Consider the following 14,373-nt stretch of genomic DNA (forward strand, 5'->3'; position numbering starts at 1 on the left):
ACATCAGCGGCGCGTCGCTTCACCGGGTGCGGTAGGTTCCAGTGCGAGTGCGTGAACGCCGGTTTCCAGCTCTTCTTTGAGAAGATCGTTGATGGCGCGATGGCGAGCGATACGACTCATACCCTCAAACTTGGCAGATACGATGCGCACGCGAAAATGTGTTTCGCCGGTACCATCATAGACCTCATGATGGCCACGATCTTCGTGATGATGGCCTGCATGGAGGTGGCTTTCATTTATGATTTCAAGCCGTTCCGGAGAGAAAGCTGCATTAAGCTTGGCTTCCATTGAAGATTGTTTGCTATTGTGAATGGACATTTTGGCCAGTTCTCCCCATATAGACGTTGTGCCTCATATAGACGTCGCCTCGGCGGCAACCCGTGGGGCAAATCCGCACAGGAATTGCAATCTGCATCAAAATTTCGCCCTGAATTCATGGCCAAAACCATTCAGGATGAAATGTCAATTCTTGTTTAGTCACTCTTAATTCGCATAATCCGATTCGATGACAACGCACTCAAAACTTTTCGACAGCATCCGCATCCGTCCCAAGAAGGAAGCGGAAAAGAAGTCCAGCGGTCCCTGCTGCCAGTGGGACGGTTGCGATAAGCCGGGCACGCATCGTGCGCCGGTCGGGCGCATGCGCGAGGGTGAATACCTTCATTTCTGCGTGGATCATGTCCGGGAATATAATAAGAATTTCAATTATTTCTCCGGTTTGTCCGACGGCGAAATCTCGAAATTCCAGAAGGATGCGATCACTGGCAATCGCCCGACTTGGTCGACGGCATCCAACTCCACCGCTTCCGCACGCACGTCGCCGGATATGGCGACCCGTCGTTCGGGTTCGGCTGCCTATCACAATCGTCTGCGCGATCCGTTCAATTTCGTCAAAGATGCGAAAAGCAATCCCGGCACTGCCAAAGCTGTGCAGCGCAAACCGCGCACTTTGGAAGTAAAGGCGCTTGCGACGCTCGGTCTTGATGCAAATTCGACTAGCGATATGATCAAGTCGCGCTATAAAGAACTTGTGAAGCAACACCATCCCGATGCAAATGGTGGTGACCGCGGGTCTGAAGAAAGATTTCGCGAGGTCATTCAGGCTTATCAATTGCTCAAGACAGCAGGTTTTTGCTAAAGCCTCTGTGGGCTTTATGAGGCCGAGTATCAGGGCATGTTCAATGCCCTGACGGACATTCATCTACTGCGCTTGCGCGCAGATGCGATTACGGATGCCCGCAACTGAACAGAAGGGCGTCATCCGGTTCACCGAAAGGCTCCCTGATCGAATTTGAATGTCGCGGCCGGACAGTCCTGCCGCTCTGGAGGCATGATGAACAAGGTTGAGCGGGATATAGCCAATTTGCCGGATACAACGGTTTCGGTGCGCGAAGTGTTCGGAATTGATTCCGACATGCGGGTGCCGGCCTATGCGGCAGGCGATTCCTATGTGCCGGAACGCGATCCGGATTATCTTTTCGACCGTCAGACGACGCTCGCGATCCTCGCAGGTTTTGCATTTAACCGCCGCGTGATGGTTTCAGGCTATCACGGCACCGGTAAGTCGACCCATATCGAACAGGTCGCTGCACGCCTCAACTGGCCTTGCGTTCGCGTCAACCTCGACAGCCATGTCAGCCGTATCGATCTCGTCGGTAAGGATGCAATCGTCGTAAAAGACGGTATGCAGGTTACTGAATTCAAGGACGGCATTCTGCCTTGGGCCTATCAGCACAATGTTGCGCTGGTTTTCGACGAGTATGATGCGGGTCGCCCGGACGTCATGTTCGTGATCCAGCGCGTTCTGGAAACTTCGGGCCGTCTGACCTTGCTCGACCAGAGCCGCGTTATCCACCCGCACCCGGCTTTCCGTCTGTTTGCGACCGCCAACACCGTTGGTTTGGGCGACACGACCGGCCTTTATCACGGCACGCAGCAGATCAACCAGGCCCAAATGGACCGCTGGTCGATCGTCACCACGCTCAACTATCTGCCACACGACAACGAAGTGAACATCGTTCTCGCCAAGGCCAAGCATTACCAGAATGCGGAAGGCCGTGAGATCGTGAACAAGATGGTTCGCGTTGCCGACATGACCCGTCAGGCTTTCATCAACGGCGATCTTTCGACCGTGATGAGCCCGCGTACCGTCATTACATGGTCTGAAAATGCCGCGATCTTCAATGATGTCGGCTTTGCATTCCGCCTGACCTTCCTCAACAAGTGCGATGAGCTTGAGCGCCAGACGGTGGCTGAGTTCTATCAGCGTGCTTTCGGTGAGGAACTTCCAGAATCTGCTGCCAATATCGTATTGGCATAAGGCTGGATGAAACCTGCCGCCCATAACGGGCGGCGGTGCTTTGTATAAAGTCAGGATAGGCAGATGTCGGGCCAGAAGTCAGCAATAGGCGATAATTCGCGCGAGCGTAAAAACGGGCCGGTTGATTCCGAACCGTTCAAGCGGGCAATGACCGCGACCATGCGCGCTATTTCCGGCGAGAATGAGCTGGAAGTGGCTTTCAGCAATGATCGTCCGGCGCTGACCGCCAATCGTGCCCGCCTGCCTGATCTGCCAAAACGTCCGACGGCGCATGATGTTGCCGTTACGCGCGGTCTGGGTGATTCCATGGCGCTGCGACAGGCGCGCCATAATGCCCGTATTCACGCAAGCCTAGCGCCGGAAGGCAAACAGGCGCGCGCAATCTATGATGCGGTCGAGCAAGCGCGTGTGGAATCCATTGGTGCCCGCGCAATGGCCGGTGTTGCCGATAATCTTGCGACTATGCTCGCAGATAAATATGCCCGCGCCAATTTCTCCGATGTGACCGACAAGGAAGATGCGCCGCTTGAAGAAGCGATCTCGCTTCTGTTGCGCGAAAAACTGACAGGTCGCAAAGCTCCTGTCGAAGCTGGCCCTGTGCTAGATCTCTGGCGCGAGTGGATCGAACAAAAGGCCGGTGCAGAGCTTGCCCGTCTTGGCGAAAATCTGGAAGATCAGCAGGCTTTTGCACGCACCGTGCGCGATATGCTCGCTTCCATGGATATGGCCGAGGAGCTTTCTCAGGAAGAGCAAAGCGACGAGCAGGACGAAGATAACGAACAGACGCCCGACTCAGACGAAAATGAGGAAGGCGGCGAAGAAAGCCAGGAAGGCTCTGATTCGGCTGAAAGCGAAGAATCGGATAGTTCCAGCGAAGAAGGTGAGCAGGGCGAAATGGATGCCGCCGATGCGGCTTCCGACGATATGGACGACAGCGAAGATGTCGATGCGGAAACGCCGGGCGACACGCGCCGTCAGAACCAGCCTTTTGCCAATTTCGCAGAGCATGTCGATTACAATGTTTTCACGCGCGAATTCGATGAGGAAGTAGAAGCCACCGATCTGTGTGATGAGGCTGAGCTTGATCGTCTGCGCGGCTTCCTCGACAAGCAGCTGGCCAATCTGCAGGGCGTTGTTGGACGTCTCGCAAATCGTCTGCAGCGCCGTCTGATGGCGCAGCAGAGCCGTTCCTGGGATTTTGATCTGGAAGAGGGCTATCTCGATAGTGCACGTCTCGTGCGTATCGTTATCGACCCAACACAGCCGCTTTCCTACAAGATGGAACGCGATACGGATTTCCGTGATACGGTCGTAACGCTGGTTATCGATAATTCCGGTTCGATGCGTGGTCGTCCGATCACGGTTGCAGCGACCTGCGCCGATATTCTTGCCCGCACGCTGGAGCGTTGCGGCGTGAAGGTCGAAATTCTCGGCTTCACCACCAAGGCTTGGAAGGGCGGTCAGTCGCGCGAAGCATGGCTGGGTCGTGGCAAGCCGTCCAATCCGGGCCGCCTCAACGATTTGCGCCATATCATCTATAAGAGGGCAGACGCGCCATGGCGCCGCGCACGACGCAATCTCGGCCTGATGATGCGCGAAGGCCTGCTCAAGGAAAATATCGACGGTGAAGCGCTGATCTGGGCGCATCAGCGCCTGTTGGCTCGTCCTGAACAGCGCAAGATCCTGATGATGATTTCCGACGGTGCGCCGGTGGATGATTCAACGCTTTCGGTCAATCCGGGCAATTATCTTGAGCGCCACTTACGCGCGGTCATCGAAGAGATCGAAACCCGTTCGCCGGTTGAGCTGATCGCTATTGGTATCGGTCATGACGTCACCCGCTATTATCAGCGTGCCGTGACCATCGTGGACGCGGAAGAGCTAGCCGGTGCAATGACCGAGCAGCTTGCATCCCTGTTCGAAGAACGGGGCGCAGAAGGCAAAGGCCGCGGACGCCGTCGCGCAGGCGGACGATAATACCAAGGCGCCGAGACGCTGGCGCATCGCGCCTTGAAAAAGACCACTGCCCACTCGAGCTTAACCAAAACTCCATGAATCATACTCATGGAGTTTTGGCATAAGATAGAGGGGCATTTTGAGCGCGCATTTTATCCGAAAAACGGTTTATCCTTTTTGGACCAAGCTTTAGGGTCTCTTTTAAGCCTGCTGGCGGGTTGCCGCGAGCACGATTTCGCGAATGCAGACGCCCTGTGGCTGGTCATAGGCGTAGACAATGGCACGGGCAACGTCGTCCGCTGAAAGCACAGGCGCGCCCATATCCTTCTTCCACGCTTCATAGCCTGCCTTGATGCCTGCGTCGTTAGTGTGGCTGAGAAGTTCGGTCTCGACGGCACCTGGAGCTATCGTCACAACGCGAACGTCATACGGCGAGAGTTCCTCACGCAGATTCTCAGAAAGCCCGTGTACGGCGAATTTCGTGGCCGTATAGGCCACATGATTAGCGAATGTCTTGCGACCTGCCACCGAGCTGATGTTGATGATGGTGCCATGTTTGCGTGCCACCATGCCTGCCGAGACGGCATGGATGCCATTGAGAAGGCCTTTGACATTGACCTCAAGCATCCGGTCCCATTCATCCGGGTTCTGCTTCGTTGCATCGCCCAGCAACATGACACCGGCATTGTTGACGATGACATCCGCAGGGCCGAACTTGGCTTCGGCTTCCTGAACTGCCGTTACAAGCGCCTTTCGGTCGGTTACGTCGACCGACTTGCAGAGCGTGTTTGGCAGATTGAGCTTTTCCATGACGTCCAGTCGACGTGCAAGAAGCAGCAACGGATGGCCACGATCAGCGAACATCTTCGCAGCAGCCAGGCCAATGCCAGAACTTGCGCCGGTAATAATGACGAGTGGAAGTTCTTCCTTATTAAAGGACATCTAATTCATCCTTATCTAAATATAAATATCTCAACGAAGAAGCATTAAGACCGCTAAAGAAATAAATCTTTGCGGATCATGCTTCTTGTGAACAATATAGAAAATGGCTCCGATAAAGAAAGACGGAAGGTCATCCGTCTTTTTATCGAAGCGCGGTTCTTATAGGCTTTACTCGCTGAGAAAAACCAATTTCTTTTCAGATAAACGGATCGTGACTTCTAAAGATTAGTGTTTTTCGCGGCGTTGGCTCGGTCTGGCGCATAGAGTGCCGGTGCGAAAATCGCCAGAATGGCACCATAAGGCACCAGCATCAGCGTTCCCATCACGACCTTTACGAAGAAGTCACCGAAAGCCAGCGAAGCCCAGAGGGGTACGCCAAGGCCAAGGAACGAGGCGGGTTCTGCCAGCGACGAATCGGGCATTCCGGTCATCGCGTCGATCCACGCAAAGCTTGCAGCAAAGGCGATGGAGAAGAACAGGATCGTATCAACGACCGAGCCGAACATTGCAGCTGCGAAGGGCGCCTTCCACCAGGTCTTCTGACGAAGGCTGTTGAAGACTGTAATGTCCATGAGCTGTGCGATCAGGAATGCCGAGCCGGATGCAATGGCAATACGCGGGGTTGCAAGCCAGATCGACATGAGGACGCCCAGCACAAACCCGGCATAGACGACCTTGCGCGCGGCTGAAGGACCGAAGCGGCGATTCGTCAGATCATTGACGAGGAATGCGACCGGATAGGTGAAAGCACCATAGGTGAGCAGTTCACCAAGGCCAAAATGCTGGAAAGGATATTGGACAAGGATGTTCGATGCAGCCACAGCTGCACACATCGCTATCACCGCCGGCAATAGCCGGGCAAAAGAAGGACCTGTCATAGGCATTTTTTTATCCTGGGTGATGGAACCAGCAAAAAAGGCTGACGCGAGTCAGCCTTTTTTGTCAAACTTTAAAAAGCTGATTGCTTATGCAGCAGCTTCAGCCTGCTTCTTAGCGATCTGACGCTTCAGCAGGCGAGCGCGCTGCGAAAGTTCCTTGTCGTCAGACTTGACGAGGAATGCATCAAGACCACCGCGATGCTCAACCGAACGCAGAGCAGAAGCGGAGATGCGCAGACGATAGCTCTGGCCGAGAACTTCGGACATCAGCGTAACGTTGCAGAGGTTCGGCAGAAAGCGACGACGCGTACGGTTGTTCGCGTGGCTTACATTGTTGCCGTACTGGACCGAGGTGCCGGTCAATTCACAAGCGCGGGACATTTTGGTCTCACCTTCAAATTTTTGTTTCTCAGGCCCCGACTCGAATGTCCGAATTCAACGCAATCATAGCAGTATTTCTGCTGCTGGCGCGCGATCTCGGACAGGCGGCCTATTGGGAAAGTCGCGTTTCTATAGTGAGAGTAGCGATTACAGTCAAGATAGATTCCGTCATGATGGCCCAAAGGCGCGCATTTACGGCCTTTTGCGGTATCGGAAGACCCTCCCGATCATAACTTCGCCGATTTTTGCTGTTCGACAGTTAATGCTGAAAGAGAATTCTACGCAGATTTGGAGCCATTTATAGTCAAAAGCGCAAAGACAAACTACAGCATGGGTCGGAAAAACAGAATCGGTTTTGCTGACGCGATGCGTGGATTTGGATTGCTGGGGCACTGTTCGTGCGGGTGCACGGTGCTTCACGGGGCGAATATCGTGAAAGGAAAATCTGGCATGATCGAGCAATCGCATTTCTTCAAGCCGGTGAAAAGCGAGTGGATGCAGAATGGGGCAGCGCGGCGGGGTGTTGCATTGCTAACCGGATTGGCGATTGCGAGTGTGGCTGCAATAAGCAGCGCTCAGGCAGACGCTCTCTACCGAACAGAGTATGAAATCTCGATGTTCGGCCTCTCGATCGCGCGTTCCGCGATTGAAACCACCGTCAAAGGTTCAAGTTACGGTGTGAATGGCCGCTTCAAGACATCAGGCATCGCGCGCGTTTTCGATGATACGGACGGCACCGTCTATGTTGGCGGCAACTCGGTTCAGGGTAAAGTTATTCCATCCGCTTTCGATCTTGCTTACAAGCATGGGCGAAAGAACAAGAGTACCAAGATACGTTTTTCGAGTGGCAATGTGACCGAATCGGAAAATCTGCCGCCGGTTAAAAAGCGCGATCCTTGGGTGGAAACAGCCCCCAATGATCTGGTCAATGTGAGTGACCCGCTCAGTGCGCTGATGATTCCCACCAAAGATCCAAAAGCCGTGTGCAATCGCACGCTTCAAGTTTTCGATGGTCAGACCCGTGCCGATATTCGATTGGCGTTCAACGGCACAGAATCTTTCACGACGGAAGGTTTTACGGGCGAATCGGTGATCTGCTCGGCCAAGTTCGTGCCGATCTCAGGCTACCAGAAGGGCAAGAAGGCCATCGACTATCTGAGCACGCGCAGCAAGATGACGATCTCTTTCGCTTCATTAGGCAATTCCGGCATCTATGCGCCGGTTGTTGCCCGCATAGGCACGCAGCTCGGGACGCTGAAAATCGAGGCGACCCGATTCGAGAAGATTCAGTAAGGCTATGGCTGCGTATTGATGGTTGCGTCTGAAGTTTAGTGCTTCGGATGCACGCATTCATCGTGATTGCCCAGGATTTCGATAACGCGGCACTGGTCGATACGGCCATGTGCCGTGCAATCCAGCATCCGCAAAAGCTCAGTTTTCAAAGACAATAGTTTGGTGATGCGATGCTCGACATCGATCAGGCGCGCGCGTGCAATAGAATCAGCTGCAGCACATGATTGGTCGGGATTGTCCTGAAGGTCTAAAAGCGTGCGGATCGCATCCACTTCAAAGCCCAGATCACGCGCATGACGGATGAATAACAGCCGCTGAATATCGGCATTGTCATAAAGGCGGCGATTTCCTTCCGTGCGCGGAGGCACCGGGAGAAGCCCGATTTGCTCGTAATAACGGATAGTTGGCACTTTCACACCGCTGGCTTTCGATGCTTCGCCAATCGGAACATTGGTAATCATTTTTTCTCTTGCTCCTCTAGTCACTAGAGGATGTAGACCTTGTTTCAGACAATTCAAGAGTGGTCTCGATAGGGGCAGGTCATGAACGAGATTTTGAAACAAAACCACTTTCGCGTTGAAGGCATGGATTGCGCATCCTGCGCGACGAAAATCGATACGGCTGTGCGCCGAGTTTCGGGCGTGGAAGATGTTTCCGTGTCCGTGACGACGGGCATGATGACGGTGCGCCATGATGGCAGCAGCGATCTGGAAAGTGTTGCCAGAAAGGTTCGCAGCCTTGGCTATGGCATCGAACCATTGGCTGACGAAAAAGCGCCTGCCAAGCATGAGCATCACGACCATGACCATGACCATGCAGGCTGTAGCGGCCATGATCATGACCACAAGCACGACCACGCTCATCATGATCACGCTCATGACGAACCCGAAGCAAAGCAGATTACAGCGGGCGCCGACAGTTTACGCTTCAGCGTGGAGGGTATGGATTGTGCTTCCTGTGCCGCCAAGATCGACACGGCTGTTCGTCGTGTCGGCGGGGTGCAGGATGTGTCTGTTTCCGTCACAAATGGCACCATGACCGTCAATCATGACGGCTCGGCCAGTGTTGACGAGATTGCCGCGAAGGTTACGGCACTTGGCTACAAAGCCAGCGCGCAATCGACAGGGGCGCTCAAAATCCAGCCAAAGGTGCCTGCAAAACCGAAGCGCTGGTGGCAGAGCGGCAAGGGCCAGATGATGCTCGCCTGTGGCGGTGGTCTGGTGGTTGCCTATATTGTTGGCCATCTTTATCCGCCGATTGAATTATGGGCCTTTACGGCTGCAATGCTGATCGGCCTCATACCGATTGCAAAGCGTGCTTATTCCGCAGCCATCAATGGCACGCCGTTTTCGATTGAAATGCTGATGACTATTGCGGCCATTGGCGCTGTCATCATCGGTGCGACCGAAGAAGCTGCCGCTGTCGTCTTCCTGTTTCTGGTTGGTGAATTGCTGGAAGGTGTGGCCGCAGGCAAGGCGCGCGCAAGCATTCAGTCGCTGACGGCATTGGTGCCGAAGACCGCCTTTTTGGAAAGCAATGGCTCCACAAAAGAAGTACCAGCGGAAGAGCTGAGCGTGGGCGATGTGATTGCGGTGCGTCCCGGTGATCGTATGCCTGCTGATGGCGAGATCATTTCGGGTGAAAGTGCAATCGATGAAGCACCAGTCACGGGTGAAAGCACGCCTGTCGGCAAGGCAGTCGGCGATAGCGTCTTTGCAGGCACCATCAATGGCGACGGGCTGTTGCGGGTCAAAGTGACAGCCGCAGCGCAGGACAACACGATTGCGCGTGTTGTGCGGCTGGTTGAGGAAGCACAGGAAGCCAAAGCACCCACAGAGCGTTTCATCAATCGCTTCTCGACTTACTATACGCCGGGCGTAGTTGTCGTGGCGGCTCTGGTTGCCATTCTGCTGCCGCTGGTCGCGGGTGCTGAATGGGGTGAGTGGATTTATAAAGGTCTGGCCATTCTGCTGATCGGTTGCCCCTGTGCGCTGGTTATTTCGACGCCTGCAGCCATTGCCGCCTCGCTTTCGGCCGGTGCGAGGCGTGGGCTGTTGCTGAAGGGGGGCGCAGTTCTTGAAACGATAGGCAAGATTACGACCGCCTGTTTCGACAAAACCGGCACGCTGACTGAAGGCAAGCCGCAGGTAACGGATGTTCTGTCTGGTGCTCTTTCGGAAGAAGAAGTCTTGCGTCTGGCTGCATCACTTGATGCAGGTTCAAGCCATCCGTTAGCGTTAGCGATTGTCGGTGCATCAGATACGCGTGGCCTGAAACTCTCAGCCGTTTCGGCAGGTAAGGCACATGGCGGCAAGGGTGTGTCAGGTAAAGCTGATGGCATTGAGCTGTTCTTGGGTTCGCGCAAGGCTGCCAATGAAATCTCTGCCATTCCGGACGATCTGGCGGCGCGGATCGCTGCCTGCAATGATGAAGGTAAGACGGTTTCTGTTCTGGTTGCAGACGGAAAAATTGCAGGTGCCATAGCCATGCGTGATGAGCCGCGCGCGGATGCGATTGCTGGGCTTAAGACGCTGAAGGATGCCGGTATTCGGACCGTTATGCTGACCGGCGATAATCGTCGCACGGCAGAAGCTATCGGCAAGGATCTGGGCATCGAAGTGCGCGCCGAACTCCTGCCGGAAGACAAGCAGCGGATAGTTGGCGAGTTTCGCAATGCGGGTCAGGTTGTTGCGAAGGTTGGCGATGGTATCAATGACGCGCCAGCGCTTGCTGCAGCCGATGTTGGCATCGCCATGGGTGGCGGTACGGATGTGGCGCTGGAAACGGCAGATGCAGCGGTGCTGCATGGTCGCGTGGGTGATGTGGCTGCAATGGTCGATCTGTCGAAGCGGACCATGCGTAATATTCATCAGAACATTACAATCGCACTTGGTCTTAAAGCGGTATTCCTTGTGACCACGGTGCTGGGGATCACTGGCCTCTGGCCAGCAATTCTGGCCGATACCGGCGCGACCGTTCTGGTGACAATCAACGCACTACGGCTGCTAAGGCAATCATCTTGAAAGAAAAACCGGCGAAGGAAACTTCGCCGGTTTTTCATTGATGCTCTATTCGCCGATCAGTTCGCGAATGCGGTCGCCATATTGTTTGCCAAAGGCGAGGTGCTCGGGATTGATCTGCTTCACTTCATCGACAAGCTGATCTTCTTCTTCGGCATCGGCTGCTGCAAGCGCGCTCATCATGGCGAAATAGGCGAGAAGATAATCGCGTGGCTCGATATTTTCCGCCTTCATCACCTCAACCACTTGTGGGCGCGATTCGATGCTCTTGACCATGGAATCCATCGACGGCTGCGCGTCCTGACCTTCTTCGGCAGTCGGTGAAAGCTGCATATCCTCAAGCTGCTTATGGATTTTTTCCATACGCGTCAGGAGGTCTTCGGTCAGCTTGAAATTGTTGATGTCAGCTGGTGTCTGCGGTGGCGTTGCAATTGCCAGAATGTCTTCGGCAAAGGCCATGTTCGCTGACTGCGGAAGGATCGCAAGAGAAAGGCCGAGCAGAGCTGCTGCATGAAACTGTTTGAAGCGAGAAATCGTCATCATGGTAATGTCCTAGAATAAATCCTTACGCTTACGGATTTCCGCGAAAACCGCTTCATCAGTTGCGCCCTGCATTCCAAGCCGCGTGCGAATGCGGCCATCGTGCCAGCGAAGAAATGGATTGGTTGCCATTTCAAGCGCTATGCTTGTGGGCAGGGTCATCTTATCAGCTGTACGGAGCCGCGCAATCTCGGCTGCACGTTCCTTCAATGCCGAATTGTCGGGATCGATGGTGAGGGCAAAGCGTGCATTGCTCTGCGTATATTCGTGGCCGCAATAAACAGCAGTATCGCCCGGCAGCGCCACAAGCTTTTGCAGCGACTGGAACATGATATCCGGTGTTCCTTCAAACAGTCGACCGCAGCCCAGTGCAAAAAGCGTGTCGCCTGTAAACACGACTTTTGCTTCCGGCAGATAAAAGGAAATCTCGCCAGCCGTGTGACCGGGCGTGGAAATCACTTTGACCTTGAAAAGTCCGAAGGTGAACTCGTCGCCGTCCTGAACGGTACGGTCAAGTGTCGGGATTTTGCTTTGCTCAGCCTTTGGTCCGATGATGCTGACGCCGAATTTGGCTTTCAGCGCCTCGTTGCCTTCGACGTGATCAAGGTGATGATGCGTCGTGAAAATGAAGTCGAGCGTCCAGCCACGGCGCTTGAGCGCCGCTTCGATTGCGTGCGCATCCGGCGCGTCGATTGCCGCGGTCAGCTCACTTTCAGGATCATGGATGAGAACGCCATAATTATCGCTGCGGCAGATGAACTGTTCGATATCGAGTCTTTTGTCGATCTGGGGCATGGCGTCCTCCATTTTCATGCGTTTGTTATTCGGCTTTCGCCGAACTCTTATTCATTCGGCTTTCGCCACGTTCTTATTCATTCGGCTTTCGCCGCCTTCTTATTTATTCGGCTTTCGCCTCTGGCAAAGTGTGCTTCTGGATAAGCGGCATTTGTGAAAGCGTGAAGACAATGGTGATCGGCATGATGCCCCAGACCTTGAAGGAAACCCAGGCATCGGTCGAAAAATTGCGCCACACCACTTCATTGGCAATTGCCAGGAAGATGAAGAACAGGCCCCAGCGGAAGGTCAGCTTGCGCCAGCCCTCTGCATCCAGCTTGAAAGCCGAATCAAACACATAACCAAGCAGGGATTTGCCGAACAAAAGCCCGCCGAGCAGGATCGCGCCAAACAGCGTGTTTACGATGGTCGGCTTCATCTTGATGAAGGTGTCGTTGTGCAGCCAGAGCGTCAGCGCACCAAACACCAGAACCACGATGCCGGAAATGAGCGGCATCATCGGCAGGGTGCGTGTCATCGACCATGAAATGGCAAGCGCAATCACGGTTGCAACCATGAAGAGTGCGGTTGCCAGAAAGATCGGTTCGCCAATCTGGCCAAGCACTGGAAAGCGCTCGATCAGGCTTTCACCACGCGCATTGGCAAAAAAGAACACCAGCAGCGGTCCAAGTTCCAGCGCAAGCTTGAGCAGCGGCGGGACTTCCTTGCGTTCTGCTTCGGTCTTTTGCGACGGATCGCGTTCGAAAACGGGATGCTCCATCAGGCAACTCCTGCGATGGCGCGGGCAAAATCCTTGGCCGCAAATGGTTCAAGATCGTCGACGCCTTCGCCGACGCCGATGAAATAGATCGGAAGCTTATGCTTGGCCGAAATGGCCACCAGAATGCCGCCGCGTGCCGTGCCGTCAAGCTTGGTCATGACGAGGCCGTTGACGCCAGCGATATTCTTGAAAATCTCGACCTGATTGAGCGCATTCTGGCCGGTGGTGGCATCCAAGGTCTGGAGAACCGTGTGCGGGGCTTCCGGATCGTGTTTGCCAAGAACGCGAACGATCTTGGCGAGTTCGTCCATCAGTTCGGCCTTGTTCTGCAAACGGCCTGCAGTGTCGATGATAAGAACATCGCTGCCCGCATCTTTTGCCTGTTTCCATGCGTCATAGGCAAGGCCTGCTGCATCGGCGCCAAGCTTGCTTGAGACAACGGGGGAACCGGTGCGCTCGCCCCAGATATGGAGCTGTTCGATGGCGGCGGCGCGGAAAGTATCACCTGCCGCAAGCATGACCTTGAGGCCGCCAGCGGTGAGCTTTGCAGCAAGCTTGCCGATGGTCGTGGTCTTGCCGGTGCCATTGACGCCGACAACCAGAATGACATGCGGCTTATGCGAGAGATCAAGCTCCAAAGGCTTTGCGACGGGCCCAAGCACCTTTTCGATTTCCGCGCCCATGATGTTGCGCACTTCTTCGCCAGTCACGTCCTTGCCATAACGGCCGGACGACAGCGCATCGGTCACACGCATGGCCGTTTCAAGGCCGAGATCGGCCTGAATGAGCACGTCTTCAAGATCCTGCAACGTGTCTTCATCGAGCTTGCGCTTGGTGAAGATACCGCTGATGGAGTCGCTCAATGAATTCGATGAACGCAGCAGGCCGCGACGCAGGCGCTCAAACCAGGAAAGCTTTGGCTCCGGCGCTGCCTCGACCGGCGCTTCTTCCTGATGTTCTTCAACGGCCTTTGCGACCTTGACCTTTTTGGGCTTCGCTGCCTCTGGCTGAGTTGCGGGCTCGACTATTTCCTCAACAACGGGTGCCTCTGAAACTTCAGGAGCTTTCGCGATTTCAACCTGTTCGGGTTCAGCAACAGGCTCTGGCTCGACGACGGGCGCAACAATGGGCTCTGGCACAGGTGCTTCAACCACGATCGGTTCCATCACCGGTGGCTGTTCAATCGGGATTTCGATCTCGGCAACCGGATGCTCCGGTTCTGCCTTTTCTTCCTCAACCGGTTCAGCGGCAGGCTCTTCAATCTGTTCAGGCTCAGGCTCACTGGCGATCACTGGTGCTTCCGGTTCGGAAATAACCACTTCAACGACGGTGTTTTCGGTTTCGCTAGGCGCTTCGACGGTTTCAGGAAGCTGTGTTTCTAAAGCCGCTTCCACGGCATCAGGAGCGGGCTGTTCGACCGGCTTTTCTTCAACCTCCTTCTTGCCGAAGGAGAACATTTTCTTGATGAAACCCATTGCCATGAAATCT

14 protein-coding genes are annotated in these 14,373 nt (G+C 54.6%); 5 read left to right on the top strand and 9 right to left on the bottom strand.

The features are described 5' to 3' along the window. Positions 1 to 3: 3 nt before the first annotated feature. Positions 4 to 318: a BolA family protein gene (locus tag ABWV94_RS06880; protein WP_064322198.1), complete on the bottom strand. Its 315-nt coding sequence runs from the start codon at positions 316 to 318 to the stop codon at positions 4 to 6. A 187-nt stretch (positions 319 to 505) separates the two neighbouring features. Between ABWV94_RS06880 and ABWV94_RS06885 the strand changes: the two genes are divergently transcribed. From ABWV94_RS06885 to cobT, 3 genes are all read left to right on the top strand, one after another. Then, positions 506 to 1,138, top strand: coding sequence for a J domain-containing protein (locus ABWV94_RS06885; RefSeq protein ID WP_007872284.1), 633 nt, complete (start codon positions 506 to 508; stop codon positions 1,136 to 1,138). Between the two features lie 195 nt (positions 1,139 to 1,333). Then, positions 1,334 to 2,320: a cobaltochelatase subunit CobS gene (gene cobS, locus ABWV94_RS06890; RefSeq protein WP_007872282.1), complete on the top strand. Its 987-nt coding sequence runs from the start codon at positions 1,334 to 1,336 to the stop codon at positions 2,318 to 2,320. A gap of 63 nt (positions 2,321 to 2,383) precedes the next feature. Further along, positions 2,384 to 4,297, top strand: coding sequence for a cobaltochelatase subunit CobT (cobT, locus tag ABWV94_RS06895; RefSeq protein WP_007872281.1), 1,914 nt, complete (start codon positions 2,384 to 2,386; stop codon positions 4,295 to 4,297). A gap of 180 nt (positions 4,298 to 4,477) precedes the next feature. Here the strand turns inward: cobT and ABWV94_RS06900 are convergent, their stop codons facing one another. The 3 genes from ABWV94_RS06900 to rpmB all read right to left on the bottom strand — a co-directional run bounded on the left by ABWV94_RS06900 (position 4,478) and on the right by rpmB (position 6,477). Further along, a complete protein-coding gene (locus ABWV94_RS06900; protein WP_113499509.1) occupies positions 4,478 to 5,218 on the bottom strand; it encodes an SDR family oxidoreductase in 741 nt (246 codons plus the stop codon). A 218-nt stretch (positions 5,219 to 5,436) separates the two neighbouring features. Beyond that, complete coding sequence (locus ABWV94_RS06905) at positions 5,437 to 6,102, bottom strand: queuosine precursor transporter (protein WP_105519028.1); 666 nt, start codon at positions 6,100 to 6,102, stop codon at positions 5,437 to 5,439. Positions 6,103 to 6,183: 81 nt separating this feature from the next. Then, positions 6,184 to 6,477 (bottom strand): 50S ribosomal protein L28, encoded by a 294-nt coding sequence (rpmB, locus tag ABWV94_RS06910; protein WP_007872272.1) that lies wholly within the window; start codon positions 6,475 to 6,477, stop codon positions 6,184 to 6,186. 495 nt (positions 6,478 to 6,972) lie between these two features. On the opposite strand from rpmB, the gene ABWV94_RS06915 reads away from it, so the two are divergent. After that, positions 6,973 to 7,770: a DUF3108 domain-containing protein gene (locus ABWV94_RS06915; RefSeq protein WP_235819019.1), complete on the top strand. Its 798-nt coding sequence runs from the start codon at positions 6,973 to 6,975 to the stop codon at positions 7,768 to 7,770. Between the two features lie 35 nt (positions 7,771 to 7,805). On the opposite strand, the gene ABWV94_RS06920 is transcribed toward ABWV94_RS06915, so the two are convergent. Further along, on the bottom strand, positions 7,806 to 8,228 hold the full coding sequence (locus ABWV94_RS06920) for a MerR family transcriptional regulator (RefSeq protein ID WP_181152471.1): 423 nt from the start codon (positions 8,226 to 8,228) through the stop codon (positions 7,806 to 7,808). Positions 8,229 to 8,312: 84 nt separating this feature from the next. On the opposite strand from ABWV94_RS06920, the gene ABWV94_RS06925 reads away from it, so the two are divergent. Next, positions 8,313 to 10,793, top strand: a complete 2,481-nt coding sequence (locus ABWV94_RS06925; protein ID WP_353412878.1) for a heavy metal translocating P-type ATPase — start codon at positions 8,313 to 8,315, stop codon at positions 10,791 to 10,793. Positions 10,794 to 10,838: 45 nt separating this feature from the next. Here the strand turns inward: ABWV94_RS06925 and ABWV94_RS06930 are convergent, their stop codons facing one another. From ABWV94_RS06930 to ftsY, 4 genes are all read right to left on the bottom strand, one after another. After that, a complete protein-coding gene (locus ABWV94_RS06930) occupies positions 10,839 to 11,333 on the bottom strand; it encodes a hypothetical protein (RefSeq protein WP_113499505.1) in 495 nt (164 codons plus the stop codon). 9 nt (positions 11,334 to 11,342) lie between these two features. After that, a complete protein-coding gene (gene gloB, locus ABWV94_RS06935; RefSeq protein WP_113499503.1) occupies positions 11,343 to 12,125 on the bottom strand; it encodes a hydroxyacylglutathione hydrolase in 783 nt (260 codons plus the stop codon). Between the two features lie 103 nt (positions 12,126 to 12,228). Then, entirely contained in the window at positions 12,229 to 12,885 is a 657-nt protein-coding gene (locus ABWV94_RS06940) for a septation protein A (protein WP_007872257.1), read from the bottom strand. Beyond that, a complete protein-coding gene (gene ftsY, locus ABWV94_RS06945) occupies positions 12,885 to 14,366 on the bottom strand; it encodes a signal recognition particle-docking protein FtsY (protein WP_105519026.1) in 1,482 nt (493 codons plus the stop codon). The genes ABWV94_RS06940 and ftsY overlap by 1 nt, the downstream gene beginning before the upstream one ends. Between the last annotated feature and the right edge of the window lie 7 nt (positions 14,367 to 14,373).

Source organism: Brucella sp. NBRC 12953 (genome assembly GCF_040369775.1).
GTDB lineage: Bacteria > Pseudomonadota > Alphaproteobacteria > Rhizobiales > Rhizobiaceae > Brucella > Brucella pseudogrignonensis.